The following is a 26,412-nucleotide window of genomic DNA, read 5'->3' on the forward strand; positions in this document are numbered from 1 at the left end:
GCAATTAAGCGGCTTCTTTCTGATCGCGAACCGCCGCCAGAGTGCGAACCAGTTTGCCTGCAGAGGCTTCTTTCATGGTTGCCAACAGGCGTGCGATTGCTTCTTCGTAAGTCGGCAGTGTTGCCAGACGGTCAATCTGAGCCGCCGGAATCAACTCACCTTCAAAGGCCGCCGCTTTGACCTCAAATTTTGCATTCGCTTTCGCGAACTCTTTGAACAGACGAGCAGCTGCGCCCGGGTGTTCCATAGAGTATGCAATCAGGGTCGGACCGACAAACGTGTCTTTCAGGCATTCAAACTGAGTGCCTTCAACGATGCGACGCAGCAGGGTGTTACGAACAACACGCATGTATACGCCAGCTTCACGACCTGCTTTACGCAGTTCAGTCATTTTGTCTACGGTAACGCCACGAGAATCCGCAACGACAGCAGACAGCGCGCCTTTGGCCACTTCGCTGACTTCAGCAACAATCGCTTGTTTGTCTTGAAGATTTAATGCCATTAGCTTTTGCTCCTGGATTTAGCCGGAAAAAATTTCCGGAACTCACTTCACCTGCCGCCAAAATGGTGGGCAAGCGCTAAAACACGGTGAGCAGAATCCAGCAAGACTATTCTTTTAAAAAAGAAGTTCTTTAGAAAAAGAATAAAAATGTTCTTTAGGCTCTGTCACCGTCTACGCAGGAAAATTAAGTTTCTTTACCCTAGAGTATTTGAAACACCTGCGGTCTTGGACGGAGGCCTGGATGAGGCCAGGCTCCAACCGAAAATTCATCTTTTGTTCATTTACAGAACAACGGGCGTAGGATTATAAAGAAATCCGCTGCCCGGGTAAAGAGGAACAAAAGCTATCAGTTTGCTGCCGCGTTCAGGCCGCTCTGATCAACAGAAACGCCAGCGCCCATGGTGGTGGACAGGCTGACTTTCTTGATGTACACGCCTTTCGCCTGAGACGGTTTCGCTTTTTTCAGCGCAACCAGCAGGGCTTCCAGGTTTTCTTTCAGTTTGTCAGCGTCGAAATCAACCTTACCGATAGTGGTATGGATGATACCGTTCTTGTCATTACGGTAACGAACCTGACCTGCTTTAGCGTTTTTCACTGCTTCAGCAACGTTCGGCGTTACAGTACCCACTTTCGGGTTTGGCATCAGGCCACGCGGGCCCAGAACCTGACCCAACTGGCCAACAACGCGCATTGCATCTGGAGAGGCAATAACCACGTCAAAGTTCATTTCGCCTTTTTTGATCTGGTCAGCCAGATCTTCCATACCTACCAGTTCTGCGCCAGCGGCTTTAGCAGCTTCAGCGTTTGCACCCTGGGTAAATACGGCAACGCGAACGGAACGGCCAGTACCGTGCGGCAGTACCGTTGCACCACGGACGTTCTGATCAGATTTACGTGCGTCGATGCCCAGATTTACGGCAACGTCAACACTTTCAACAAATTTAGCAGTGGCCAGCTCTTTCAGCAGGGCAACGGCTTCGTTGATGTCATACTGCTTGGTCACATCAACCTTTTCACGGATCACGCGCATGCGCTTGGTCAGTTTAGCCATTTCTTAGTCCTCCACTACCAGGCCCATGGAACGAGCAGTACCTTCGATGGAGCGAGACATCGCTTCCACGCTGGCACCCGTCATGTCCGCCGCTTTAGTCTGGGCAATTTCCAGAACCTGAGCACGGGTCACTTTACCGACTTTGTCTTTGTTCGGCTTACCGGAACCAGACTTGATACCAGCCGCTTTTTTCAGCAACACGGATGCCGGCGGAGTTTTGGTAACGAAAGTGAAAGAACGGTCAGAGTAAACGGTAATAACAACCGGAATCGGCAGACCTTTTTCCAGGCTTTCTGTTTTAGCGTTGAATGCCTTACAGAATTCCATGATGTTAACACCCTGCTGACCCAGAGCAGGACCGACTGGCGGGCTCGGGTTAGCCATACCAGCTGCAACCTGCAGCTTGACATAGGCTTGTACTTTCTTGGCCATTTAACTTTCCTCTAATGGGTAATAACGCTTCACAAGGAAGCTCCCCGCGTTTTATAAACATGTTACACGTCTTAATGACGCATAAAACAAAGGCGCGAAATTGTAGGTCAATTTCGCGCCGGATACAAGTATCGAATTCAGGCAATAATTAGCCTTTTTCCACCTGGCTGAAATCCAGCTCAACAGGGGTTGCACGGCCAAAGATAGAAACTGATACCTTCAGGCGGCTCTTCTCGTAATCGACTTCTTCTACCACACCGTTGAAATCGGCAAACGGGCCATCGTTGACACGTACCATTTCACCCGGTTCGAACAGGGTTTTCGGACGCGGCTTATCACCAACCTGCTGCAGTCGATTCATAATTGCATCGACTTCTTTATCGCTGATCGGTGCCGGGCGATCGGACGTACCGCCAATAAAGCCCATTACGCGTGGAACGCTACGAACCAAATGCCAGCTGGCATCGTCCATCACCATCTGTACCAATACATAGCCCGGGAAGAATTTACGTTCACTTTTACGGCGTTGACCACCACGGATTTCAACCACTTCTTCCGTCGGGACCATCACTTCGCCAAAGTGATCTTCCATATTGTGGAGTTTGATGTGTTCACGCAAAGACTGCGCCACACGACCTTCAAAGCCAGAAAACGCCTGAACGACGTACCAACGTTTTTTTGGAGCTTCAGACATCTTAGAACCTCAGGCCAGTAATAAACGACACCAGACGCACCAGAATGCCATCCAGTCCCCATAAAATCAGTGACATAACAGCAGTAACAGCAGCGACGATCAGGGTCGTATGTAATGTTTCCTGCCGGGTTGGCCAGATAACCTTGCGAACTTCAGTACGGGCTTCACGCGCAAACAACACCGTTGCTTTGCCTTTCGTGGTCAGTAACGCAACACCGCCTGCAACCGCTATCAACACAACGACAGCCATAGCACGCAGCGGTAGACTGAATTCGCGATAGTAATAGTTACCTACAATTGCTGCGACCAGCAGCACTGCAACAACCAGCCATTTCAGCGCCTCGAGACCACGCCCGCTCTCCTGAGCTTCGGTATTCGCACTCATAAACCAACCTGTCACTAGTTTCAGACAAATAATCTTGCCCTGCCGTAAGGGCAAACCTGACCGGAGAACACGATGTTTCTGTTTCCGGGACTCATACCACTTACACAGAGCCTATCTCACCAACGATTATATCTCACAATCATTGATGAGATAGGTTCTACGATAAGAGCGTAGAAAAAGGGCATCAAATGATGCCCTGTTTTACCGCATGTTGCGTCAATTCATATCGCTATTAAGCGATAACTTTAGCAACCACGCCGGCGCCTACAGTACGGCCACCTTCACGGATTGCGAAACGCAGACCGTCGTCCATCGCGATCGGCGCGATCAGGTTTACGACCATCTTGATGTTGTCGCCAGGCATTACCATTTCCACGCCTTCCGGCAGTTCGATGGTGCCAGTCACGTCAGTCGTACGGAAGTAGAACTGCGGACGGTAGCCTTTGAAGAACGGCGTATGACGGCCACCTTCGTCTTTGCTCAGGATATACACTTCAGATTCGAACTGAGTGTGCGGCTTGATTGAGCCCGGTTTAGCCAGTACCTGACCACGCTCAACTTCATCACGTTTGGTACCACGCAGCAGAACGCCCACGTTCTCGCCCGCACGGCCTTCGTCCAGCAGTTTGCGGAACATTTCAACGCCGGTACAGGTGGTTTTCGCGGTGTCTTTGATACCCACGATTTCCACTTCTTCGCCCACTTTCACGATACCGCGCTCTACACGACCGGTCACAACGGTACCACGGCCAGAGATAGAGAATACGTCTTCGATCGGCAGCAGGAACGGCTTGTCAATCGCACGCTCAGGTTCCGGGATGTAGCTGTCCAGTGCTTCGGCCAGTTCGATGATTTTCGCTTCCCACTCGGCTTCGCCTTCCAGCGCTTTCAGCGCGGAACCACGGATAACCGGCGTGTCGTCGCCCGGGAAGTCGTACTGAGACAGCAGCTCGCGCACTTCCATCTCAACCAGTTCCAGCAGCTCTTCGTCATCAACCATGTCGCATTTGTTCAGGAACACGATGATGAACGGAACGCCTACCTGGCGACCCAGCAGGATGTGCTCACGAGTCTGCGGCATCGGGCCGTCAGTCGCAGCAACAACCAGGATAGCGCCGTCCATCTGGGCTGCACCGGTGATCATGTTTTTCACGTAGTCGGCGTGCCCTGGGCAGTCAACGTGCGCGTAGTGACGAGTCGGGGTATCGTATTCAACGTGAGAGGTGTTGATGGTGATACCACGTGCTTTTTCTTCCGGCGCGTTATCGATCTGGTCGAATGCACGAGCCTGGCCACCGTAGGTTTTTGCCAGAACGGTAGTGATGGCAGCGGTCAGCGTTGTTTTACCATGGTCAACGTGGCCGATAGTACCGACGTTAACGTGCGGTTTTGTACGTTCAAATTTTTCTTTAGACATCGATTGTCCCTCTAAGACACGGATAAATCGGTGATATCACCACATCAACCAAGCAATTACTTGCTGAATTTGTTAACAGAAAGAAAATCAGGAGGAGGATAAAGAAGTGGTGCTGATAGGCAGATTCGAACTGCCGACCTCACCCTTACCAAGGGTGCGCTCTACCAACTGAGCTATATCAGCACATCTAATTGGAGCGGGCAGTGGGAATCGAACCCACATCATCAGCTTGGAAGGCTGAGGTAATAGCCATTATACGATGCCCGCATCCTGGAACTCGGCTACCTGATTTCTCTGTAGAACTTAAAGCAAGGCACACATATAGTTGTACCTTGCTTTCTTAATCGACGCGGAATTTAATAACCACCGTATCGATTTTATCCTGTCACCAGGATTGAATTTGGTGGTGGGGGAAGGATTCGAACCTTCGAAGTCTGTGACGGCAGATTTACAGTCTGCTCCCTTTGGCCGCTCGGGAACCCCACCTGATTGTGTGTACTTGATGGTGCCGGCTGCCGGAATCGAACTGGCGACCTACTGATTACAAGTCAGTTGCTCTACCTACTGAGCTAAGCCGGCATCAAGTGCTGCGCATTCTAGGCAGAGGGGACGCCGTATGCAACAAAAAAATCGCTCAAATCGCACTACCGCCTAGATTTTGCACAAAATTGAGAGCAATTTAGCATATCACTCAATGACATGGACAAATAATCACCATAACGTGCTCACAATATCTTCATGCCGAATATACTCAAGCTACTTATCGCAGTACAACCAAGGTAACACCGGCACCAAAACAACACCTTTATGACCAATTATTCGCCAATAGCCACGCTTAAGAAACGATATACTTTGCCAAAAGCACTTAACATCCCGATATCTTTGTTCTTAAGTAACACTCTTTATATTGTCGATAATCCTGGGAAATAAACCAGAGCAAGAGTAGGTAATAGATTGATTAGCACACCACCAATCCTGGCACCTGCATCACAGGCATCATAACTTAGTCCGTTTTTTGCTTCTTTTCCGGCCCTTCATGGTGGTACTCTGCCTTTGGGACGATAAATTATTATCAGGAAAGGACGCTGCGACTACAGTCTGTCCAGCAACCTGAGTACCAGACCTTTTTAAGGATGAGTAACAGGTTATTTCCTTCCTTAACTGGTAGCGCTATGCAGAACATACTTATGATTAAAGAGCACGCTTTCGCCACGCCTTATCTTCAGTTCAATCGCCAGCAATGGGCTAACTTACGTGATTCTGTGCCATTAACATTGACTGAAGATGAAATTATTAAGCTTAAAGGCATTAACGAGGATCTCTCTTTAGATGAGGTTGCAGAGATTTATTTGCCGTTATCACGATTACTGAACTTTTATATCAGTTCTAATTTACGGCGGCAGGCTGTTCTTGAGCAATTTCTAGGCACTAACGAGCAAAAGATTCCTTATATCATCGGTATTGCAGGTAGTGTTGCTGTTGGTAAAAGTACAACTGCGCGAGTATTACAGGCACTACTTAGTCGCTGGCCAGAACATCGTAAAGTTGACTTAATTACTACCGATGGATTTCTGCATCCAAATAAAACTTTGCAGGAAAGAAACCTTATGAAGAAAAAAGGTTTCCCTCAGTCTTATGACATGCATAGCTTGGTAAAATTTGTGTCTGATGTAAAGTCAGGTGTTTCATGTGTGACGGCACCGACATACTCTCATTTAACATATGATATTGTTCCAGAGAGTAATAAAGTTATAGAACAACCTGATATCCTTATCCTTGAAGGGTTAAATGTCCTGCAAAGCGGCATGGACTATCCACATGATCCACATAGGGTTTTTGTTTCCGACTTTGTCGACTTCTCTATTTATGTTGATGCTCCTGAAAATTTACTACAAACGTGGTACATAAACCGTTTTTTAAAATTCAGGCAGGGTGCATTTACTAACCCTCACTCTTATTTTCATAATTATGCCAAACTTACTGAGGATGAAGCGATCAATATCGCCTCAAAACTTTGGCAAGAAATTAATGGGCTTAACTTGCAGCAAAATATTCTACCCACACGCGAGAGAGCCAGCCTTATTATGACGAAGAGTGCTAATCACGCTGTTGAGTGCGTTAGATTAAGAAAATAAGGGGGTACTCCCCCTTTATTATCCTCTTAGAGATATCTCACCACCAATATAGGAGGATATTTCACCATCCTGCTCTAACAGCAAAGCACCTTGAGAGTCTATACCCTTATCAATCCCTTTAATATCCCTGCTACCAACAATTAACCTGACAGGACGATTATAGAAGTTATCTAACTCTATCCATCTAGGGATAAAAGGAGAAAGCCCCCGCTGTTCATAAACGGTTAAAGCATGGCGAAGCTCGGTAATCAATTTCACAGCAAGAACATTACGATCGACGTCAATTCCGGCCTCCTGCAGGTTAATCCATTCCTGATTAATTACCGCAGTGCCCGACGAGCTCATTTTCAAGTTAATTCCTGCACCAATGACTAAATGTGCTGCATCACCAGTACGGCCATTTAACTCTACGAGAATGCCAGCAAGTTTTTTATCATTTAAATATAAATCATTAGGCCATTTGACGCGTACATCTTGTGCACCGAGATTACGCAGTACCTCAGCCATAATGATACCGATAACCAAACTTACCCCGACTGCTGCGGCAGGGCCTTGCTCCAAACGCCAGTAAAGTGACAAATAAAGGTTACTACCAAAAGGTGAGAACCATTGCCTACCACGCCTGCCACGCCCTGATTGCTGATACTCAGCAATACAGGCATCACCCGAGGCAAGCGAATCGAGTCTGTCTAATAAGTATTGGTTAGTAGAGTCAATAACCGGTAAAACAGCAATATGACCACTTATTACCTGCGAGCGAATTATCTCGGCATCAAGTAATTGCATAGGGCCCGCCAGGGCATAACCTTTCCCTGTTACAGTAAACACATCCACACCCCATTCCTTAATAGTTTGGATGTGTTTATTAATTGCAGCGCGGCTCATTCCGATTATCTCACCGAGATATTCACCTGAATAAAATTCACCGTCAGAGAGAATAGAAATTATCTTCAGTGGAACCGTATAATCTTTCATGATAACGCCTCTACTGCGTCAACCTCACCTAAGGAAGAAATAAATCGCACCTCAGGCTCAAGCCAGATATCAAATTTTTCTGCGACCTGATTTCTGACATAGCGAGCCAGTTCAAGTACATCAAGGCTTGTTGCGCTTCCTTTATTGACAAGAACAAGCGCTTGTTTATTATGCACAGCGGCTTGGCCTATCTGATACCCTTTTAAACCACATTGATCGATTAACCAACCAGCTGCTATTTTCACCTCACCATTATGCTGAGGGTAATAGGGTGCATTTGGATAAACAGCGAGTATCTTTTCAGCAAGCACAGCTGAAACAATCGGGTTCTTAAAGAAACTCCCCGCATTTCCCATTACTGCGGGATCAGGTAATTTACTTATTCTCATCTGACAAACAGCATCAAATATTTGCTCGGCAGTTGTCGTCTCAGGGTTAAACTGAGCCAGCTCGCCATACTCCAAAATGGGTTTCCAATCTTTAGGAAGGTAAAAACCTACCGAGATTATCGCAAATCCATCCTGATATTGGTGTTTGAATATACTGTCACGATAACCAAAATGGCATTCGCTAGCGCTCAAACGAATGACATTGCCATTATTAAAATTAAGGACATCAACATATGAGCAAGCCTTCCGAAGCTCCATCCCATATGCACCAATATTTTGAATAGGGGCAGAACCAACACACCCCGGGATAAGAGCTAAATTTTCGAGACCTGGGATATTATTATCCAAAGTATATTTCACGAAACGATGCCAATTCTCTCCGGCACCGACATGCAGCATCCATCCTAAATCACTCTCTTGAATTTCAATCCCTTTAATTCTGTTGAGCAACACCGTACCGCAAAAATCCTCGAGAAAGAGGACATTACTCCCCTCACCTAATACCAAAACTGGTTGTCCATCTCGGCGGGCTTGTTGCCAGGCAGATAATAGCTCAGGCGCATTTTTTGCAGTAACAACTCGTGTAGCAACGGCGGATAACGAGAAAGAATTAAATGCTTTAAGGGAATAGAGTGCATTCGTCATAATGAACAATACCTAATGGACAATTAGGCATAGTCTAACTGATTCTGAGCAATGATGGGTTGATGTTTCGATAGCACCGGGCGAGACAAGCGAGCGAGGCATCAGCACAGGGCGCGTGGTTTCATGCCTGACCGTGTGTTACGGTGCAGCATACATACAGCGTGCCGGGCCCCCATTGCCCCACCCCCGCATAAACCGCACCCAAAACAAAAGGCCCGGTCTTTCGACCGGGCCCTTCGCCTTATTTAATGCCTGGCAGTTCCCTACTCTCGCATGGGGAGACCCCACACTACCATCGGCGCTACGGCGTTTCACTTCTGAGTTCGGCATGGGGTCAGGTGGGACCACCGCGCTGTCGCCGCCAGGCAAATTCTTTTTATTCCGGCCGTTATGCTCCGCTCTCACTTCCACATAACCACCCGAACCAATCTCTGAACAAGCTGAATCTATTCTCTGCGTCTCTCACCAAAACACCTTCGGTGTTGTAAGGTTAAGCCTCTCGGGTCATTAGTACTGGTTAGCTCAACGCATCGCTGCGCTTACACACCCAGCCTATCAACGTCTTCGTCTTAAACGTCCCTTCAGGGGCCTCAAGGGCCCAGGGAAGACTCATCTCGGGGCAAGTTTCCCGCTTAGATGCTTTCAGCGGTTATCTCTTCCGCACGTAGCTACCGGGCAATGCCATTGGCATGACAACCCGAACACCAGTGGTGCGTTCACTCCGGTCCTCTCGTACTAGGAGCAACCCCCTCAATCTTCCAACGCCCACGGCAGATAGGGACCGAACTGTCTCACGACGTTCTAAACCCAGCTCGCGTACCACTTTAAATGGCGAACAGCCATACCCTTGGGACCTACTTCAGCCCCAGGATGTGATGAGCCGACATCGAGGTGCCAAACACCGCCGTCGATATGAACTCTTGGGCGGTATCAGCCTGTTATCCCCGGAGTACCTTTTATCCGTTGAGCGATGGCCCTTCCATTCAGAACCACCGGATCACTAAGACCTGCTTTCGCACCTGCTCGAGCCGTCACTCTCGCAGTCAAGCTAGCTTATGCCTTTGCACTAACCTCCTGATGTCCGACCAGGATTAGCTAACCTTCGTGCTCCTCCGTTACTCTTTGGGAGGAGACCGCCCCAGTCAAACTACCCACCAGACACTGTCCGCAACCCCGATTAGGGGCCCACGTTAGAACATCAAACATTAAAGGGTGGTATTTCAAGGTTGGCTCCATGCAGACTGGCGTCCACACTTCAAAGCCTCCCACCTATCCTACACATCAAGGCTCAAGGTTCAGTGTCAAGCTATAGTAAAGGTTCACGGGGTCTTTCCGTCTTGCCGCGGGTACACTGCATCTTCACAGCGAGTTCAATTTCACTGAGTCTCGGGTGGAGACAGCCTGGCCATCATTACGCCATTCGTGCAGGTCGGAACTTACCCGACAAGGAATTTCGCTACCTTAGGACCGTTATAGTTACGGCCGCCGTTTACCGGGGCTTCGATCAAGAGCTTCGCCTTGCGGCTGACCCCATCAATTAACCTTCCGGCACCGGGCAGGCGTCACACCGTATACGTCCACTTTCGTGTTTGCACAGTGCTGTGTTTTTATTAAACAGTTGCAGCCAGCTGGTATCTGCGACTCCCGTCAGCTCCGTCCGCAAGGGACTTCACCAACAGGAGCGTGCCTTCTCCCGAAGTTACGGCACCATTTTGCCTAGTTCCTTCACCCGAGTTCTCTCAAGCGCCTGAGTATTCTCTACCTGACCACCTGTGTCGGTTTGGGGTACGATTCAATGTTACCTGATGCTTAGAGGCTTTTCCTGGAAGCAGGGCATCTGTCACTTCAGTACCGTAGTACCTCTTCATTACGCCTCAGTGTTAACAGCAGACCGGATTTGCCTGGTCCACCCACCTGCACGCTTAAACCGGGACAACCGTCGCCCGGATGACATAGCCTTCTCCGTCCCCCCTTCGCAGTAACACCAAGTACAGGAATATTAACCTGTTTCCCATCGACTACGCTTTTCAGCCTCGCCTTAGGGGTCGACTCACCCTGCCCCGATTAACGTTGGACAGGAACCCTTGGTCTTCCGGCGTGCGGGTTTTTCACCCGCATTATCGTTACTTATGTCAGCATTCGCACTTCTGATACCTCCAGCAGCCCTCACAGGCCACCTTCACAGGCTTACAGAACGCTCCCCTACCCAACAACACATAGTGTCGCTGCCGCAGCTTCGGTGCATGGTTTTAGCCCCGTTACATCTTCCGCGCAGGCCGACTCGACCAGTGAGCTATTACGCTTTCTTTAAATGATGGCTGCTTCTAAGCCAACATCCTGGCTGTCTGGGCCTTCCCACATCGTTTCCCACTTAACCATGACTTTGGGACCTTAGCTGGCGGTCTGGGTTGTTTCCCTCTTCACGACGGACGTTAGCACCCGCCGTGTGTCTCCCGTGATAACATTCTTCGGTATTCGCAGTTTGCATCGGGTTGGTAAGCCGGGATGGCCCCCTAGCCGAAACAGTGCTCTACCCCCGAAGATGAATTCACGAGGCGCTACCTAAATAGCTTTCGGGGAGAACCAGCTATCTCCCGGTTTGATTGGCCTTTCACCCCCAGCCACAAGTCATCCGCTACATTTTTCAACATTAGTCGGTTCGGTCCTCCAGTTAGTGTTACCCAACCTTCAACCTGCCCATGGCTAGATCACCGGGTTTCGGGTCTATACCCTGCAACTTAACGCCCAGTTAAGACTCGGTTTCCCTGCGGCTCCCCTCTCGGTTAACCTTGCTACAGAATATAAGTCGCTGACCCATTATACAAAAGGTACGCAGTCACCCTGATAAATCAAGGCTCCCACTGCTTGTACGTACACGGTTTCAGGTTCTATTTCACTCCCCTCGCCGGGGTTCTTTTCGCCTTTCCCTCACGGTACTGGTTCACTATCGGTCAGTCAGGAGTATTTTAGCCTTGGCGGATGGTCCCCCCCATATTCAGACAGGATACCACGTGTCCCGCCCTACTCATCGAACTCACGACCTGTGCATCTTCGTGTACGGGACTGTCACCCTGTATCGTGCGCCTTTCCAGACGCTTCCACTGACACACAAGCCGATTCAGGTTCTGGGCTCTTCCCCGTTCGCTCGCCGCTACTGGGGGAATCTCGGTTGATTTCTTTTCCTCGGGGTACTGAGATGTTTCAGTTCCCCGGTTCGCCTCACACACCTATGAATTCAGTGTGTGATAGTGTGTCGAAACACACTGGGTTTCCCCATTCGGGTATCGTCGGGTATAACGGTTCATATCACCTTGCCGACGCTTATCGCAGATTAGCACGCCCTTCATCGCCTCTGACTGCCTAGGCATCCACCGTGTACGCTTAGTCGCTTAACCTCACAACCCGAAAGTGTTTCGGGATGCAAGTTTTTGAGAGACTCGAACAACACATGCATTCGCATACACATGCTGTCGTTTCAATTTTCAGCTTGTTCCAGATTGTTAAAGAGCAAGATAAACGTAAACCTGACTATCTCTAATCAGCTTTAGGTTATCTTCGGGATATCCCTGACCGTGACTTTCACTCACCTGTCTTGTCATTGGCGTCCCCTAGGGGATTCGAACCCCTGTTACCGCCGTGAAAGGGCGGTGTCCTGGGCCTCTAGACGAAGGGGACATCTCTTGTCAGCTTCGCAAGACGCTTTTGACTCTTTTACTTCATCAGACAATCTGTGTGGACACCACGCAGGCTCTTCACTCGGTAAGGAGGTGATCCAACCGCAGGTTCCCCTACGGTTACCTTGTTACGACTTCACCCCAGTCATGAATCACAAAGTGGTAAGCGCCCTCCCGAAGGTTAAGCTACCTACTTCTTTTGCAACCCACTCCCATGGTGTGACGGGCGGTGTGTACAAGGCCCGGGAACGTATTCACCGTAGCATTCTGATCTACGATTACTAGCGATTCCGACTTCATGGAGTCGAGTTGCAGACTCCAATCCGGACTACGACGTACTTTATGAGGTCCGCTTGCTCTCGCGAGGTTGCTTCTCTTTGTATACGCCATTGTAGCACGTGTGTAGCCCTACTCGTAAGGGCCATGATGACTTGACGTCATCCCCACCTTCCTCCGGTTTATCACCGGCAGTCTCCCCTGAGTTCCCACCCGAAGTGCTGGCAACAGAGGATAAGGGTTGCGCTCGTTGCGGGACTTAACCCAACATTTCACAACACGAGCTGACGACAGCCATGCAGCACCTGTCTCAGAGCTCCCGAAGGCACACCCGCATCTCTGCAGGTTTCTCTGGATGTCAAGAGTAGGTAAGGTTCTTCGCGTTGCATCGAATTAAACCACATGCTCCACCGCTTGTGCGGGCCCCCGTCAATTCATTTGAGTTTTAACCTTGCGGCCGTACTCCCCAGGCGGTCGATTTAACGCGTTAGCTCCGGAAGCCACGCCTCAAGGGCACAACCTCCAAATCGACATCGTTTACAGCGTGGACTACCAGGGTATCTAATCCTGTTGCTCCCCACGCTTTCGCACCTGAGCGTCAGTCTTCGTCCAGGGGGCCGCCTTCGCCACCGGTATTCCTCCAATCTCTACGCATTTCACCGCTACACCTGGAATTCTACCCCCCTCTACGAGACTCTAGCCTGTCAGTTTTGAATGCAGTTCCCAGGTTAAGCCCGGGGATTTCACATCCAACTTAACAGACCGCCTGCGTGCGCTTTACGCCCAGTCATTCCGATTAACGCTTGCACCCTCCGTATTACCGCGGCTGCTGGCACGGAGTTAGCCGGTGCTTCTTCTGCGGGTAACGTCAATCGACAAGGTTATTAGCCTTATCGCCTTCCTCCCCGCTGAAAGTGCTTTACAACCCGAAGGCCTTCTTCACACACGCGGCATGGCTGCATCAGGCTTGCGCCCATTGTGCAATATTCCCCACTGCTGCCTCCCGTAGGAGTCTGGACCGTGTCTCAGTTCCAGTGTGGCTGGTCATCCTCTCAGACCAGCTAGGGATCGTCGCCTAGGTGAGCCATTACCTCACCTACTAGCTAATCCCATCTGGGCACATCTGATGGCAAGAGGCCCGAAGGTCCCCCTCTTTGGTCCGAAGACGTTATGCGGTATTAGCTACCGTTTCCAGTAGTTATCCCCCTCCATCAGGCAGTTTCCCAGACATTACTCACCCGTCCGCCGCTCGTCACCCAAGGAGCAAGCTCCTTTGTGCTACCGCTCGACTTGCATGTGTTAGGCCTGCCGCCAGCGTTCAATCTGAGCCATGATCAAACTCTTCAATTTAAGTTTGATTGTGTTTTCCGAAGAAAACGTGCTCAAAGAATTTACTGTTTATTCGTAATGAATTAACTGTTGTCACTCTTCAAGACTTTCACAAAAGTTTTTGCGAAGTGTCCTGCGAGTGCCCACACAGATTGTCTGATTAATTGTTAAAGAGCAGTGCGACCGGCCTGAGCCTGCTGTCGCGAGGTGGCGTATACTACGCTTTCCTCATGAAGAGTCAACGTTTATTTTCGTTTCTTCTTCGCTGACACCGCATTGCGTTGCCGCTGTTGCCGTGTCAGTGGAGGCGCATTATAGGGACTTCCTGCGGCCTGACAAGCCCTAATTGCAAAAAATCTCTCAAGCGTCTCTTTTTTCATCATCATGGCGAAAATTACCCCACAATGCGCTATTACTGTACTTTTTTATGCACTATTTGCCCGAACGACTGCGCAAAACGCGCCACTTGCTCCCAATCCGTGTACTCGATTTCTTTGGTGCTGTCGGTTTCACCGCCGGTCATACGCATGATGAGTTGAATCATGATTCGGTCAAACCAGCGATAACGAGGGTAGCGCAGTGCGCCTGCAAACACCGCGCCGAGATCGGGCTGCCAAGGGGAACGTAGCAGGAACTTGCGCGTATAGGCATTGGTTTGCAGCGAGCGCTTCTCTGGTTTACGCGCCGTGAGGTTGACGCAAAAGAAAGCGCTCGGCTTTTGCTGTAATAACGCAAGGTTCTGTCGGATAAATGTCTCTACCACCGGATTAACGCGCCCATAGCGTACTGACGCACCGATCATGATGCTATCGTACTTATTCAGATCAAACTCCTGGGCAGTTAGGATGTTGGCAATATCGCACTCCACCACCCCTTTAAGGTTATTCGCGATAAAAGCAGAGATTGCTCTGGTCTGCCCATCCCGGCTGGAAAACAGTATTAACGCTTTCATGATTCGTTCCCTTTATCCGTTATTCTCGCCAGAAAGTCGGCGTAAACAGTACCAGCATAGTAAAGACCTCAAGACGGCCAAATAGCATGGTGACAATCAGAATCCATTTTGCGGCATCGTTCATCGAGGTAAAGTTATCAGCCACCGTGCCAAGACCCGGCCCGAGGTTATTGAGCGTCGCGGTGACTGCGGCGAACGCGGAGAAATTATCGACCCCGGTTGCGATCACTGCCAGCATGCTGACAATAAATACCAGCGCATAAGCCGAGAAGAAGCCCCAGACCGCTTCAAGGATTCGCTCTGGCAACGCGCGCTGCCCAAGCTTTATGGTGTAAACCGCATTGGGATGAACTAGACGTTTTAATTCGCGCGAACCCTGCAAAAACAGCAGCAGGATGCGTATCACCTTAAGCCCGCCCCCGGTTGAACCGGCGCAACCGCCAATAAAGGCGGAGCACAGCAGCAGCACCGGCAGGAACAACGGCCAGGATGCGATGCTGTCCGTGGTGAAACCGGCGGTTGTCGCCATCGACACCACCTGAAAAAATGCCTGATTCAGGGTTTCCAGCCCACCTTTGTAGACATGATGCCCCCACAGCACGAGCGTACAGACCACAACCAGCGACAGCTGCACGAAGATAAACATGCGAAATTCCGGGTCACGCCAGTAAACACGCAGGCTGCGGCCACTGAGCACGGCAAAGTGCAAACCAAAATTACAGCCGGAAATCAGCAGGAATATCGCGATAATGGTGTTGATTGTCGGGCTGTTAAAATAGCCGATACTGGCATCGTGGGTAGAGAAACCGCCGATAGCGATAGTGGAAAAGCTATGACTGATGGCATCAAAAATCGACATCCCCGCCAGCCATAAGGCCAGCGCACATAGCACCGTCAGCAATACATAGATTAACCAGAGTGTTTTGGCGGTTTCGGCAATACGCGGGCGCATCTTGTTGTCTTTCAGCGGCCCCGGCATTTCGGCACGATAAAGCTGCATCCCCCCGACGCCCAGTATCGGCAAAATAGCCACCGCAAGCACAATGATCCCCATGCCTCCCATCCATTGCAGCATCTGGCGATAGAACAAAATCGCTTTCGGCAGGGAATCAAGCCCGACCAGCGTGGTCGCACCGGTGGTGGTGAGGCCGGAAAAAGACTCAAAAAACGCATCGGTCATTGACAGGCTAGGCCGCTCGGCGAACAAAAATGGCAATGCTCCGACGCTACCCAACACCGTCCAAAACAGTACGACTATCAAGAAACCCTCGCGGGCCTTGAGTTCATGCCGATGTTTGCGATTCGGCAGCCATAGCGCCATGCCGATTGCCAGCGCGACAAAAAATGTCTGAATAAATGCGCGCCCCGCACCATCGCGGTAAATAAGCGCCACCATGCCAGGAATAAACATAGTGCCGGAGAAGAGAATAACCAGTAGTCCGACAATGCGGGTTATGGCACGCAAATGCATCAGGGAGCCTTCCTTAATGGTTCAAGATTACGCGCTGGGATTATTGTGAAATTGACTGTAAATGCAACGCGCCGCGACTGACATCTCGCAGGCGGCGAGAGGCCTCATCGACCATGGTGACAGGAAACGCCACCAACAGCGAAACCTGGTTGGTATATTCGCTTGCTATCACCAACCCTTGCAGCGCCTGTACCGTACTCTCCACTTGAGATAGCCAGGTATAGTCACACTGCAATCGAAACTGTTGCAGCATCACTTTTTGCTGCACCGGCAACTGTTTTAACGCTTGTTGAACGCCGCCACCGTAGGCTTTCACCAGGCCGCCGGTGCCAAGCTGAATACCGCCATAGTAGCGCACAATGACGGCCACCACTTCGCCAATGCCGCTGCCCATCAGTTGCGCCAGCATCGGTTTGCCCGCCGTGCCGGAAGGCTCGCCGTCATCAGAAAAGCCGAGTTGCTGTGAGTCATCCGGCGCACCGGCGACATAGGCCCAACAGTGATGTGCGGCATCAGGGTGAGCATGCCGCACCTGCTGGATAACCTCGCGCGCGGCATCAACCCCACACGCCGGTGACAACAGCGTCAGAAAGCGACTTTTTTTGATCTCTTCCTGCACGCTGACCGACGTTGCAGGGATGGGGTATGACTGCATCAGGCTAAATCGAGATCGCGGGTCAGGTTTTCGACGCGCTTCTCATGCATCACCACGTTATCCTCTATACGAATACCGCCAAACGGGCGCAGCGCATCCAGCTTCTGCCAGTTAAAGTGCTGACGCATCGCACCCTGACGCCAGGGCTCCAGCAGAGAATCAATAAAATAGATACCCGGCTCGATAGTCATCACCATACGGGGCTCCAGTATACGGGTGCAGCGCAGATAAGGGTGCGCCGACGGCGCAGGCAGCGTAGCGCCGCTATCATCTTGCATAAAACCGCCAACATCATGCACCTGTAAACCGAGCGGATGACCAAGGCCATGCGGCAAAAACGGCGTGGTGACACCTTGCTCCACCATGGCGTCTTCACTCAGGCCGTTGACCAACTGATGACGTTTTAACAACACCGCCACCCGATGATGCATTTGCAAATGATAGTCGGTATAGCGCACGCCGTTTTGTAACGAGCCAATCAATGCCTGCTGCTCAATGTTCAGGTCTTTCACCAGCGCGGCGTAGTCACTCTCAGGGTTTGCCGCATAGCTACGGGTGATATCGGCCGCATAACCGTTGTACTGCGCGCCAGCATCCAGCAGAAAACTGCGCATATCGGCAGGCGCGCGCTGCTCCAGTTGGGTGTAATGCAGCACGGCGGCATGCTCATTAAGCGCAACGATATTGTCATAAGGCACATCAGTATCGCGATGGCCGGTCGCCGTCAGGTAGGCGAGGTTAATATCAAACTCGCTCATGCCCGCTTTAAACGCGTCCAGTGCCGCGCGGTGGCCGATTACGGCGGTTTTCTGCGCCTCACGCAGGCAAGCCAACTCATAATCGGTTTTATAGGCGCGGTGATAATGCAGGTAATCCAGCACGCCCTGCGGGTTGATGTGTTGAGCGTCAATACCCAGACTCAATGCCCGTTGCGGCAGTGCGCCGATATAAGCGACCCGCTCGCGCCGGGCGGGAAGTTGCTGGCCGATATCATCGGCCTTGCGTAGCACCGCAATCTCCCAGGCGGATGTCCAGAAACTCTCTGGCACTGGCGCAACGTTATGCCAGTAATCGACCGGAGAGTAGAACCACAATTTCGGCGCTGAGACACCGTCCACCCACAGCCAGCAGTTAGGCACCTGAGTCACTGGCAGCCAGGCCTTAAATTGCGGGTTGACGGTAAACGGGTAAGCGTGGTCGTCGAGAAACGCCATCATCAACTCACCAGAGTGGATCAATAAGGCATCCAAGTTATGCCGCGCCAGCACCGCCTGGGTACGTTGTTGCAGTGTGGCGATATGTTGATGATACAAAGACGTTAGCGTTTCCATCACTACCCCTATCGTTAGCCGTGTATCTGCTCAGTGTACCACAGCCCCCCGATAGCGGCAGCGTTGCCAGCCCTGTGATCCCGGCGGCAAATCGCCCATCCGTTATTTGCATTTTATTAACATTCACACCACAATTTTTATCATCTGGTCGTACCAGATTAGGGATACATTAGGGAGATAACCATGATCTACCAAGGCGACACCCTTTATCTGGCGTGGCGTGAGGATGGTATAGCCGAGCTGGTGTTTGCCGCGCCGGGCAACATTAACACGCTCGACACACGCACCGTCGCCAGTCTGGGCGAGGCGCTACGCCACCTGGCGCAACAGCCTGACTTACGCGCATTGCTGCTGCGCTCAGACAAACCAGCCTTTATCGCTGGTGCCGATATCACGGAATTTCTGTCGTTGTTTGCCGCACCAACGCAAACGCTGCAACGCTGGCTGACACAGGCGAATGCCATTTTCAGCCAACTGGAAGATTTACCCGTGCCCACCCTGTCCGCCATCAACGGTTATGCGCTGGGCGGCGGCTGTGAATGCGTGCTGGCAACGGATTTTCGCGTGGCCTCCCGCGAGGCACGCATCGGTTTACCCGAAGTCAAACTCGGTATCATGCCGGGATTTGGCGGCACCGTGCGGCTGCCTCGTCTTATCGGCGTTGACAATGCGCTGGAGATAATCGCCGCCGGTAAAGACCTGTGCGCCGCCGATGCATTACATGTCGGGCTGATTGATGCCCTCACCGAGCAAGAGGCATTGCTTCCAGCGGCGCTGCATATGTTGCGCCAGGCCATCAGCGGCAAGCTTGACTGGCGCGCTCGCCGCCGCCAGAAAACCGCTGCGCTACGGTTAGGCCGCAGTGAAGCGATGATGAGTTTTCTCACTGCCAAAGCGAAAGTGCAGCAACTCACCGGCCCGCACTATCCCGCCCCACTGACCGCTGTGAACACCATTGAAGCGACCGCCGGACTGGCGCGTGATGCGGCACTGTTGCAGGAAACAGAGAATTTCGTCGCACTCACACAAACCTCTGCCGCCTCAGCGCTGGTGGGCGTGTTTTTGAATGAGCAGGCGGTAAAAAGCGCCGCGAAAAAGTGGGCCGCAGGAGCGCGCGCTCCCGAGCGCCTCGCGGTTCTTGGCGCAGGCATCATGGGGGGCGGCATTGCGTGTCAGGCCGCCCGCAAAGGCATCCCCGTCTGGATGAAAGATATCCGCGACGCCGCATTGACACTGGGTATGACAGAAGCGACGCAACGGCTGCATGCCGACGTCGAACGCGGGAAAATGGATGTGATGACGCTGGCACAGACGCTGGCGCGCATCCACCCCACGCTGCATGACAACGCCATTGAGCAGGCCGACCTGGTGATTGAAGCCGTGGTGGAAAACCCGCAGGTGAAAGCCAGCGTGCTGGCCGAGGCAGAAGCCCACCTCAGCGAGCGGGCGCTGTTGGTTTCTAACACCTCGACCATTTCTATCACCCAGCTTGCCAGCGCCCTGAAGCGGCCCGAGAATTTTTGCGGCCTGCACTTTTTCAATCCGGTACACCGTATGCCGCTGGTCGAGGTTATTCGCGGTGCCAAAACCAGTGAACAAACGCTCGCAGCCGTCGTCGCCTTTGCCGCCAAAATGGGTAAAACCGCCATTGTCGTGAATGACTGCCCAGGCTTTTTCGTTAACCGTGTGCTGTTCCCCTATTTTGCCGCATTTTCGCTGTTGATGCGTGACGGCGCGGATTTCAGAGACATTGATGCGGTGATGGAATCCCGGTTTGGCTGGCCGATGGGCCCGGCGTATTTGCTGGATGTGGTCGGGCTGGATACCGCACATCATGCACAAGCCGTCATGTCCGCCGGGTTTCCACAGCGCATGGCAAAAACCGAACGGGATGTGATTGATGTGCTGGTCGAACACCAGCGTTTGGGCCAAAAAAGCGGTGCCGGTTTCTATCGCTATCACACCGATGATAAAGGCAAGCAACGCCGCGAGCACGATGCGCAAACGGATGTATTACTCGATGCGGTATGCCAGCCCAGACGCACATTTAGTGCCGATGAGATTATCGAACGGCTGATGGTGCCCATGCTCAACGAAGTGGCGCGCTGTCTGGAAGAGGGCATTGTGGCAAGCCCGGCACAGGCGGATATGGCACTGCTTTATGGGCTCGGTTTTCCCGCTTTTCGCGGCGGTGCCTGCCGCTATCTCGACACCCTCGGTGCCGAGCGTTATGCGCACATCGCGCAGTCGCTGGCTGGGCTTGGGCCACTCTACCGCCTGCCTGAGAGCCTGCAACAGATGGCGCAACAGCAACAGTGTTTTTATCCGGCGGCCTTGCCACACGCCGATTTATCTCTTCATCACCCGGCATAAGGACGCAGAAGTATGGAAAACGCCGTGATTGTTGATGCCCTGCGTACCCCAATGGGGCGCTCTAAAGGCGGGGCATTTCGTCAGGTTCGTGCTGAAACGCTCGCCGCGCATGTGATGCGCAGCCTGCTGGAGCGTAACCCGGCATTGAACGCCGATAATATTGATGACATCTACTGGGGCTGCGTGCAGCAAACGCTGGAGCAAGGCTTTAACATCGCACGCAATGCGGCCCTGTTGGCTGAAATTCCCCATCATGTGCCCGCTGTTACCATTAACCGCCTGTGTGGTTCTTCCATGCAGGCGCTGCACGATGCGGTTCGCGCCATCAGAGTCGGCGACGCTCAGGTTTGCCTGGCCGGGGGCGTCGAGCATATGGGCCATGTGCCGATGACTCACGGGGCTGATTTTCACCCGGGACTCAGCCACACCGTCGCCAAAGCCGCCGCCATGATGGGGCTGACCGCCGAAATGCTGGCGCGCCTGCACCGCATCAGCCGCGAACAGCAGGATGCCTTTGCCGCCCGCTCTCACCAACGGGCTTTCGCCGCGACACAATCGGGCGTGTTTTCACGCGAAATTGTGCCAACCAGCGGGCATCGCAGCGACGGCGCACTGCACCTGTTTGACTACGATGAAGTGATACGCCCAGACACCAGCCTTGAGGCGCTGGCCTCACTGCGCCCGGCATTCGATCCGGTTAACGGCACCGTAACCGCAGGCAGCTCGTCTGCGCTATCAGACGGTGCCGCCGGATTATTGGTCATGAGCGAATCTTATGCTCGCGCGTTGGGTATCGCGCCCCGGGTTCGGGTTCGCGCCACCGCCGTGGTGGGCTGTGACCCGTCGCTAATGGGGTATGGCCCGGTCCCTGCGACGCGTAAAGCCTTGCAAAGAGCGGGTCTGAGCCTACATGACATCGGCGTATTTGAATTAAATGAAGCGTTTGCCGCGCAGGTATTACCTTGCATCAACGACCTTGGCCTGATGGCGAGTCTTGATGACAAAGTGAACCTGAACGGCGGCGCAATCGCCCTGGGACACCCGCTGGGGTGCTCTGGCGCGCGTATTCTGACGACGCTGATTAACCTGATGGAGCAACGTGATGTGGAGTTTGGCGTGGCGACGATGTGTATCGGGCTGGGCCAAGGCATTGCCACCGTGCTTGAACGGGCATGATAACGCGTTTGCCGTGAGAAAGAGCTCAGGCGGCAGAACACGCCGCCTGAACTGACTGCAACGCGCCAGACGACAACCTATTCTGACTGCGCCGTGGGGCAGTAGAGCGCGTAAATGGTACTGAGCAAGGTGAGTATTTTCGGGTCATCAATGCGATAGAAGATCTGCTTGCCTTCACGCCGGGTCGTCACCAGATGCAGACGCCGCATCACGCCTAATTGCTGCGACAATGTGGGCTGGTGAATATCCAGCGCCTGCTCCATTTGCCCAACCGACGCTTCGCCCTGACTGAGAAAACACATCAACATCAGTCGATCGCCATTCGCCATGGCGCGCAGAACATCCGCCGCGCCATGCGCGGCATCACGAATGCGCTGTTCGCTGATATCCGCTGTTGCTACCGCCATGTCGTTACCTTTTTGCATGACTGAAAGTGAACCGATCGCAAATAGAGTGACTGAGACAATCTACTTTTATATAAAATAATCATTCACAACACGTCAAGGTTGCATCGAAGCAGACGAGATCAGATAAACGAAAACGCATCGCTGTACATGTGCGCCAGCTGCGCACCGCGCTCATTGCAAAAACGCTCGCGGGCAATTTTCGCCATTTCAAAGCGTCCGGCAATATAAATATCGTGGGCGGCCAGCGAGCCAAAGTCCTGCAAGACAGCGCTCAGTACCGTACCGGAACGGCCATGCCAGCTGTCATCCGGTTGTTCAACGACCGGAATCACGCTCAGATTGGCATGCTGTTTGGACAGCGACTCCAGCTCACCCAAATCGTACAGATGGCTCAATTCTCGCCCGCCCCAATACACTGACACCGCGCGTTCAGGCTGTTGCGCCAGCACCGTTAGCAGAATCGAACGCACGTAAGAAAAACCGGTGCCTCCGGCAATCAAAATCAACGGACGATCGCTGTCTTCACGCAGCCAAGCATCACCGTGCGGGATATCAACCAGCAGTGATTTTTCTTTCAGAATGCGATCCATCACCGCCATCGCATACAGATTCATCTCGGATGCGCCGATATGCAGCTCAATAAATCCTTGTTCATTGGGTGTTGATGCCATCGAAAACGGGCGTTTATCCCGTTCATCCATCACCACCATCAGGTACTGCCCGGCACGGAAAGAAAAAGGCGCCGAGGGCAACAGACGCACCCGGTAAACCGTATCGGTGATAGCTTCCACCGACGTCACTGTACAGCTCAACGTTGTCATGCAATCCCTCTGTCGGGTCGAAGCAAAACGGACAACAGCATAAGCGCCCTTAACGCGGCTTATCGCTGTCATTAAAAATAGCGAGTTCATGCCACATGGCATCTACCCGCGCCACCACAGCCGGATCTTTGGTGATGGGCTGGCCCCATTCACGCTGCGTTTCTCCCGGCCATTTGTTGGTGGCATCCAGACCCATCTTGGAACCGAGCCCGGAAACCGGCGAAGCGAAATCCAGATAATCTATCGGCGTGTTTTCCACCAGCACCGTATCGCGCGCCGGATCCATACGCGTGGTGATAGCCCAAATCACATCTTTCCAGTCACGGGCATTGATATCGTCATCACAAACGATAACAAATTTGGTGTACATAAACTGGCGCAGGAAAGACCAGACGCCCATCATCACCCGTTTGGCATGCCCGGCGTACTGCTTCTTCATAGTAACCACCGCCAGACGGTAAGAACAGCCCTCAGGCGGCAGATAAAAATCGACAATTTCTGGAAATTGTTTCTGTAATAGCGGGACAAACACTTCGTTTAACGCAACGCCAAGCACCGCCGGTTCATCCGGTGGGCGGCCGGTATAGGTCGAGTGATAAATCGCATCGCGCCGCTGCGTGACATGCGTCACGGTAAATACCGGGAAGCTATCGACTTCATTATAGTAACCGGTGTGGTCGCCATAAGGCCCTTCCGGGGCGGTTTCACCCGCTTCAATGTACCCTTCCAGCACGATTTCGGCGCTGGCGGGCACCTCAAGATCGCACGACAGGCATTTCACTACTTCGGTTTTGTGGCCGCGCAACAGCCCGGCAAAGGCATATTCGGACAACGTATCCGGCACCGGTGTGACCGCGCCAAGAATGGTCGCCGGGTCTGCGCCAAGCGCGACCGCTACCGGAAAACGCTCACCTGGCCGCTGCTGGCACCACTCCTGAAAATCCAGCGCGCCGCCACGATGAGACAACCAGCGCATGATAAGCTTATTACGCCCAATCAACTGCTGGCGGTAAATCCCCAGATTCTGCCGCTCTTTAAACGGCCCGCGCGTCACGGTTAACCCCCATGTCACCAGCGGAGCGGCGTCACCCGGCCAGCAATGCATAATGGGAATACGGCCTAAATCAACCGCCTCGCCTTCCCACACTTGCTCCTGACAAGGCGCGCTCGACAAACGCTTGGTCGGCATATTCAGCACCTGACGAAACTTCGGCAACTTATCCACCAGGTCACGAAACCCACGCGGCGGTTCCGGCTCTTTTAAAAATGCCAGCAGGCGGCCAACGTCACGCAGCGCGTTCACGTCCTCTTGCCCCATTCCCAGCGCCACCCGTTTAGGCGTACCAAACAGGTTGCATAGCACCGGCATGTCATACCCTTTCGGGTTTTCAAACAGTAAGGCCGGGCCTTCAGCCCGCAGAGTGCGATCGGCAATTTCCGTCATTTCGAGGTAAGGATCTATCGGCTGACGAATGCGTTTAAGCTCGCCTCTCGCTTCAAGCTGGGCGAGAAATTCACGTAAGTCACGGTATTTCATGCTGATCATCTGGAAAGTCAGTGGTGCGGCTATTATAGAGGCTCTTCACCATGCTGTCGCTTGCTGGTAATGCGGTTTGTTCCTGAACACTCGGAACATTCTCAGGGTGAAAAATCCATTATGGAAATTCTTATCCCGCATGGCTTTTGCTATGCTGCGCGCTGTGACAACCACTGAATATGCCAACCACAAAACTAAGTGAAACTATGCAAGCCTGGTATCTACTGTATTGCAAGCGCGGCCAACTGCTACGGGCCAAAGAACATCTGGAGCGCCAGGAGGTTGTTTGCCTCAGTCCGATGATAACACTCGAAAAAATCGTCCGGGGTAAACGCACCGAGGTCAACGAACCGCTGTTTCCCAATTACCTGTTTGTGGAATTTGACCCGGAACAGATCCATACCACCACGGTGGGCTCAACCCGTGGCGTCAGCCATTTTGTACGCTTCGGCAAGCTCCCGGCGACCGTTCCCCAACAGGTGATTAATGATTTACGCCAACATCAAGAAGCGCGTTATGTTGACCCACAAACGCCTCAGCCGGGTGATAGCGTGGTGATTACCGAAGGTGTATTCAGCGGGTTGCAAGCCATTTATACCGAACCTGACGGCGAGGCCCGCTCCATGCTGTTACTCAATTTGCTCAACAAGCCGATACGCCAGAGTATCGACAACCGTCAGTTTAAAAAAGCCTGACAGTGATGACGGCCCCATCAAGGGATGGATGCGGGAGCCGTCATCGTGACACGGTGAGGTGCGTTAGCGGCGTTGCGCTTCGTCATGCAACCACTGAGCGACACGCTTGGCAAAATACGTTAATACGCCATCGGCCCCCGCGCGTTTAAAGCACAACAGCGACTCCATCACCAACGGCTGTTCTTGCAACCAACCGTTCTGAATCGCCGCCATCTGCATGGCATACTCGCCTGATACCTGATAGGCGAATGTCGGCACGCCGAACGTGTCTTTCACCCGGCGCACCACATCCAGATACGGCATCCCCGGTTTGACCATCACCATATCCGCCCCTTCCTGCAAATCCTGCGCTATCTCTTGCAGCGCTTCGTTACTGTTGGCCGGGTCCATCTGATAGGTCTTCTTATTGCCGCCTTTCAGATTGCCCGATGAGCCCAACGCATCACGAAACGGGCCGTAATAGCAGGACGCATATTTTGCGGAATAGGCCATGATTTGGGTATTGATCAGACCCTGAGTTTCCAGTTGATCGCGAATCGCGCCAATACGCCCATCCATCATGTCGCTGGGGGCGACAATTTCCGCCCCGGCTTGCGCATGGGACAGTGCCTGACGCACCAGAATCTCTTTGGTGATGTCATTAATCACATACCCGTCATCATCAATCACGCCGTCCTGACCATGCGTGGTGTAGGGGTCTAGCGCAACATCCGTCAGCAATCCGAGCTCCGGCACGGCATCTTTTAGCGCTCGCACGGTGCGTTGCACCAGCCCGTCCGGGTTATAGGCTTCTTCCGCCAGCAGTGATTTCTTATCCGCTTCAATTACCGGGAACAGCGACAATACCGGCACCCCCAGTTTGGCGATGACTTCCGCTTCTTTTACCAGCTCATCAATCGTCAGGCGATACACCCCCGGCATAGACGGCACTTCCTGACGCCCATTCTTACCCTCCATCACAAATACCGGGTAGATCAGGTCATTGACTGTCACCTGATGTTCAGACACCAGACGACGGCTAAAATCGTGGCGACGCAGGCGGCGCATACGCCGCCCAGGAAACGTACCGGGAAAAGCAGTGCTCATCATT

20 protein-coding genes, 5 tRNA genes and 3 rRNA genes are annotated in these 26,412 nt (G+C 52.4%); 4 read left to right on the plus strand and 24 right to left on the minus strand.

Annotation, left to right across the window (positions count from 1 at the left end; translation table 11 throughout):
* Positions 1 to 4: 4 nt before the first annotated feature.
* The 10 genes from rplJ to O1Q98_RS10345 all read right to left on the minus strand — a co-directional run bounded on the left by rplJ (position 5) and on the right by O1Q98_RS10345 (position 5,060).
* Positions 5 to 502 carry a 50S ribosomal protein L10 gene (rplJ, locus tag O1Q98_RS10300; RefSeq protein ID WP_035339300.1) on the minus strand — a complete coding sequence of 166 codons (498 nt, stop codon included), beginning with the start codon at positions 500 to 502 and terminating at the stop codon, positions 5 to 7.
* Between the two features lie 346 nt (positions 503 to 848).
* Positions 849 to 1,553 (minus strand): 50S ribosomal protein L1, encoded by a 705-nt coding sequence (gene rplA / locus O1Q98_RS10305; protein ID WP_125257918.1) that lies wholly within the window; start codon positions 1,551 to 1,553, stop codon positions 849 to 851.
* Positions 1,554 to 1,556: 3 nt separating this feature from the next.
* A complete protein-coding gene (gene rplK, locus O1Q98_RS10310) occupies positions 1,557 to 1,985 on the minus strand; it encodes a 50S ribosomal protein L11 (protein ID WP_125257917.1) in 429 nt (142 codons plus the stop codon).
* Between the two features lie 148 nt (positions 1,986 to 2,133).
* Positions 2,134 to 2,679 carry a transcription termination/antitermination protein NusG gene (gene nusG / locus O1Q98_RS10315; RefSeq protein WP_015848189.1) on the minus strand — a complete coding sequence of 182 codons (546 nt, stop codon included), beginning with the start codon at positions 2,677 to 2,679 and terminating at the stop codon, positions 2,134 to 2,136.
* 1 nt (position 2,680) lies between these two features.
* Positions 2,681 to 3,064: a preprotein translocase subunit SecE gene (secE, locus tag O1Q98_RS10320; protein ID WP_125257916.1), complete on the minus strand. Its 384-nt coding sequence runs from the start codon at positions 3,062 to 3,064 to the stop codon at positions 2,681 to 2,683.
* A 232-nt stretch (positions 3,065 to 3,296) separates the two neighbouring features.
* Positions 3,297 to 4,481 (minus strand): elongation factor Tu, encoded by a 1,185-nt coding sequence (gene tuf / locus O1Q98_RS10325; RefSeq protein WP_012768098.1) that lies wholly within the window; start codon positions 4,479 to 4,481, stop codon positions 3,297 to 3,299.
* 107 nt (positions 4,482 to 4,588) lie between these two features.
* Positions 4,589 to 4,664: transfer RNA gene (locus O1Q98_RS10330), tRNA-Thr, on the minus strand.
* A gap of 9 nt (positions 4,665 to 4,673) precedes the next feature.
* A tRNA-Gly gene (locus tag O1Q98_RS10335) sits at positions 4,674 to 4,748 on the minus strand.
* Between the two features lie 134 nt (positions 4,749 to 4,882).
* Positions 4,883 to 4,967: transfer RNA gene (locus O1Q98_RS10340), tRNA-Tyr, on the minus strand.
* 17 nt (positions 4,968 to 4,984) lie between these two features.
* Positions 4,985 to 5,060, minus strand: a tRNA-Thr gene (locus O1Q98_RS10345).
* 593 nt (positions 5,061 to 5,653) lie between these two features.
* On the opposite strand from O1Q98_RS10345, the gene coaA reads away from it, so the two are divergent.
* Positions 5,654 to 6,616 carry a type I pantothenate kinase gene (gene coaA / locus O1Q98_RS10350; RefSeq protein WP_416232393.1) on the plus strand — a complete coding sequence of 321 codons (963 nt, stop codon included), beginning with the start codon at positions 5,654 to 5,656 and terminating at the stop codon, positions 6,614 to 6,616.
* A gap of 18 nt (positions 6,617 to 6,634) precedes the next feature.
* Here coaA and birA read toward each other — a convergent pair whose 3' ends face one another.
* From birA to pepQ, 10 genes are all read right to left on the minus strand, one after another.
* A complete protein-coding gene (gene birA / locus O1Q98_RS10355) occupies positions 6,635 to 7,591 on the minus strand; it encodes a bifunctional biotin--[acetyl-CoA-carboxylase] ligase/biotin operon repressor BirA (RefSeq protein ID WP_125257914.1) in 957 nt (318 codons plus the stop codon).
* On the minus strand, positions 7,588 to 8,625 hold the full coding sequence (murB, locus tag O1Q98_RS10360; protein ID WP_125257913.1) for a UDP-N-acetylmuramate dehydrogenase: 1,038 nt from the start codon (positions 8,623 to 8,625) through the stop codon (positions 7,588 to 7,590). The genes birA and murB overlap by 4 nt, the downstream gene beginning before the upstream one ends.
* 250 nt (positions 8,626 to 8,875) lie before the next feature.
* Positions 8,876 to 8,991, minus strand: a 5S ribosomal RNA gene (gene rrf / locus O1Q98_RS10365).
* Between the two features lie 120 nt (positions 8,992 to 9,111).
* A 23S ribosomal RNA gene (locus tag O1Q98_RS10370) occupies positions 9,112 to 12,020 on the minus strand.
* A gap of 204 nt (positions 12,021 to 12,224) precedes the next feature.
* Positions 12,225 to 12,300, minus strand: a tRNA-Glu gene (locus O1Q98_RS10375).
* A gap of 85 nt (positions 12,301 to 12,385) precedes the next feature.
* Positions 12,386 to 13,925 (minus strand): 16S ribosomal RNA (locus O1Q98_RS10380).
* The 16S, 23S and 5S rRNA genes sit together here with 1 tRNA gene alongside, the layout of an rRNA operon.
* A gap of 391 nt (positions 13,926 to 14,316) precedes the next feature.
* On the minus strand, positions 14,317 to 14,856 hold the full coding sequence (hemG, locus tag O1Q98_RS10385) for a menaquinone-dependent protoporphyrinogen IX dehydrogenase (protein ID WP_125261008.1): 540 nt from the start codon (positions 14,854 to 14,856) through the stop codon (positions 14,317 to 14,319).
* 19 nt (positions 14,857 to 14,875) lie between these two features.
* Complete coding sequence (gene trkH, locus O1Q98_RS10390) at positions 14,876 to 16,327, minus strand: Trk system potassium transporter TrkH (protein ID WP_125261009.1); 1,452 nt, start codon at positions 16,325 to 16,327, stop codon at positions 14,876 to 14,878.
* A gap of 40 nt (positions 16,328 to 16,367) precedes the next feature.
* The gene (locus tag O1Q98_RS10395; RefSeq protein WP_125261010.1) at positions 16,368 to 16,982 is read right to left on the minus strand and encodes an IMPACT family protein; all 615 of its coding nucleotides are present in this window, start codon (positions 16,980 to 16,982) and stop codon (positions 16,368 to 16,370) included.
* Positions 16,982 to 18,313, minus strand: coding sequence for a Xaa-Pro dipeptidase (gene pepQ, locus O1Q98_RS10400; RefSeq protein WP_125261011.1), 1,332 nt, complete (start codon positions 18,311 to 18,313; stop codon positions 16,982 to 16,984). Before pepQ ends, O1Q98_RS10395 begins: the two co-directional genes overlap by 1 nt.
* A gap of 183 nt (positions 18,314 to 18,496) precedes the next feature.
* Here pepQ and fadB point away from each other — a divergent pair, with 183 nt between their 5' ends.
* On the plus strand, positions 18,497 to 20,686 hold the full coding sequence (fadB, locus tag O1Q98_RS10405; protein ID WP_125261012.1) for a fatty acid oxidation complex subunit alpha FadB: 2,190 nt from the start codon (positions 18,497 to 18,499) through the stop codon (positions 20,684 to 20,686).
* Between the two features lie 12 nt (positions 20,687 to 20,698).
* Positions 20,699 to 21,862 (plus strand): acetyl-CoA C-acyltransferase FadA, encoded by a 1,164-nt coding sequence (fadA, locus tag O1Q98_RS10410; protein ID WP_125261013.1) that lies wholly within the window; start codon positions 20,699 to 20,701, stop codon positions 21,860 to 21,862.
* A gap of 77 nt (positions 21,863 to 21,939) precedes the next feature.
* Here the strand turns inward: fadA and O1Q98_RS10415 are convergent, their stop codons facing one another.
* From O1Q98_RS10415 to ubiD, 3 genes are all read right to left on the minus strand, one after another.
* Positions 21,940 to 22,269, minus strand: coding sequence for an ArsR/SmtB family transcription factor (locus tag O1Q98_RS10415; RefSeq protein WP_125261014.1), 330 nt, complete (start codon positions 22,267 to 22,269; stop codon positions 21,940 to 21,942).
* A 119-nt stretch (positions 22,270 to 22,388) separates the two neighbouring features.
* The gene (fre, locus tag O1Q98_RS10420; RefSeq protein ID WP_125261015.1) at positions 22,389 to 23,090 is read right to left on the minus strand and encodes an NAD(P)H-flavin reductase; all 702 of its coding nucleotides are present in this window, start codon (positions 23,088 to 23,090) and stop codon (positions 22,389 to 22,391) included.
* A gap of 49 nt (positions 23,091 to 23,139) precedes the next feature.
* A complete protein-coding gene (ubiD, locus tag O1Q98_RS10425) occupies positions 23,140 to 24,636 on the minus strand; it encodes a 4-hydroxy-3-polyprenylbenzoate decarboxylase (RefSeq protein ID WP_125261016.1) in 1,497 nt (498 codons plus the stop codon).
* Between the two features lie 197 nt (positions 24,637 to 24,833).
* Between ubiD and rfaH the strand changes: the two genes are divergently transcribed.
* On the plus strand, positions 24,834 to 25,322 hold the full coding sequence (gene rfaH / locus O1Q98_RS10430) for a transcription/translation regulatory transformer protein RfaH (RefSeq protein WP_125261017.1): 489 nt from the start codon (positions 24,834 to 24,836) through the stop codon (positions 25,320 to 25,322).
* A gap of 63 nt (positions 25,323 to 25,385) precedes the next feature.
* Here the strand turns inward: rfaH and hemB are convergent, their stop codons facing one another.
* Positions 25,386 to 26,408, minus strand: a complete 1,023-nt coding sequence (gene hemB, locus O1Q98_RS10435) for a porphobilinogen synthase (protein WP_125261212.1) — start codon at positions 26,406 to 26,408, stop codon at positions 25,386 to 25,388.
* Positions 26,409 to 26,412 lie beyond the last annotated feature (4 nt).

The sequence above is a fragment of the Dickeya lacustris genome (assembly GCF_029635795.1).
Lineage (GTDB): Bacteria > Pseudomonadota > Gammaproteobacteria > Enterobacterales > Enterobacteriaceae > Dickeya > Dickeya lacustris.

Coding starts and splice junctions, on each gene's coding strand:
- O1Q98_RS10395 (WP_125261010.1), bottom strand. CDS start 16,982: ATGCAGTCATACCCCATCCCTGCAACGTCGGTCAGCGTGCAGGAAGAG.
- fre (WP_125261015.1), bottom strand. CDS start 23,090: ATGACAACGTTGAGCTGTACAGTGACGTCGGTGGAAGCTATCACCGAT.
- fadB (WP_125261012.1), top strand. CDS start 18,497: ATGATCTACCAAGGCGACACCCTTTATCTGGCGTGGCGTGAGGATGGT.
- birA (WP_125257914.1), bottom strand. CDS start 7,591: ATGAAAGATTATACGGTTCCACTGAAGATAATTTCTATTCTCTCTGAC.
- hemG (WP_125261008.1), bottom strand. CDS start 14,856: ATGAAAGCGTTAATACTGTTTTCCAGCCGGGATGGGCAGACCAGAGCA.
- murB (WP_125257913.1), bottom strand. CDS start 8,625: ATGACGAATGCACTCTATTCCCTTAAAGCATTTAATTCTTTCTCGTTA.
- rplA (WP_125257918.1), bottom strand. CDS start 1,553: ATGGCTAAACTGACCAAGCGCATGCGCGTGATCCGTGAAAAGGTTGAT.
- fadA (WP_125261013.1), top strand. CDS start 20,699: ATGGAAAACGCCGTGATTGTTGATGCCCTGCGTACCCCAATGGGGCGC.
- rfaH (WP_125261017.1), top strand. CDS start 24,834: ATGCAAGCCTGGTATCTACTGTATTGCAAGCGCGGCCAACTGCTACGG.
- ubiD (WP_125261016.1), bottom strand. CDS start 24,636: ATGATCAGCATGAAATACCGTGACTTACGTGAATTTCTCGCCCAGCTT.
- O1Q98_RS10415 (WP_125261014.1), bottom strand. CDS start 22,269: ATGGCGGTAGCAACAGCGGATATCAGCGAACAGCGCATTCGTGATGCC.
- rplJ (WP_035339300.1), bottom strand. CDS start 502: ATGGCATTAAATCTTCAAGACAAACAAGCGATTGTTGCTGAAGTCAGC.
- coaA (WP_416232393.1), top strand. CDS start 5,654: ATGCAGAACATACTTATGATTAAAGAGCACGCTTTCGCCACGCCTTAT.
- nusG (WP_015848189.1), bottom strand. CDS start 2,679: ATGTCTGAAGCTCCAAAAAAACGTTGGTACGTCGTTCAGGCGTTTTCT.
- secE (WP_125257916.1), bottom strand. CDS start 3,064: ATGAGTGCGAATACCGAAGCTCAGGAGAGCGGGCGTGGTCTCGAGGCG.
- trkH (WP_125261009.1), bottom strand. CDS start 16,327: ATGCATTTGCGTGCCATAACCCGCATTGTCGGACTACTGGTTATTCTC.
- hemB (WP_125261212.1), bottom strand. CDS start 26,408: ATGAGCACTGCTTTTCCCGGTACGTTTCCTGGGCGGCGTATGCGCCGC.
- rplK (WP_125257917.1), bottom strand. CDS start 1,985: ATGGCCAAGAAAGTACAAGCCTATGTCAAGCTGCAGGTTGCAGCTGGT.
- pepQ (WP_125261011.1), bottom strand. CDS start 18,313: ATGGAAACGCTAACGTCTTTGTATCATCAACATATCGCCACACTGCAA.
- tuf (WP_012768098.1), bottom strand. CDS start 4,481: ATGTCTAAAGAAAAATTTGAACGTACAAAACCGCACGTTAACGTCGGT.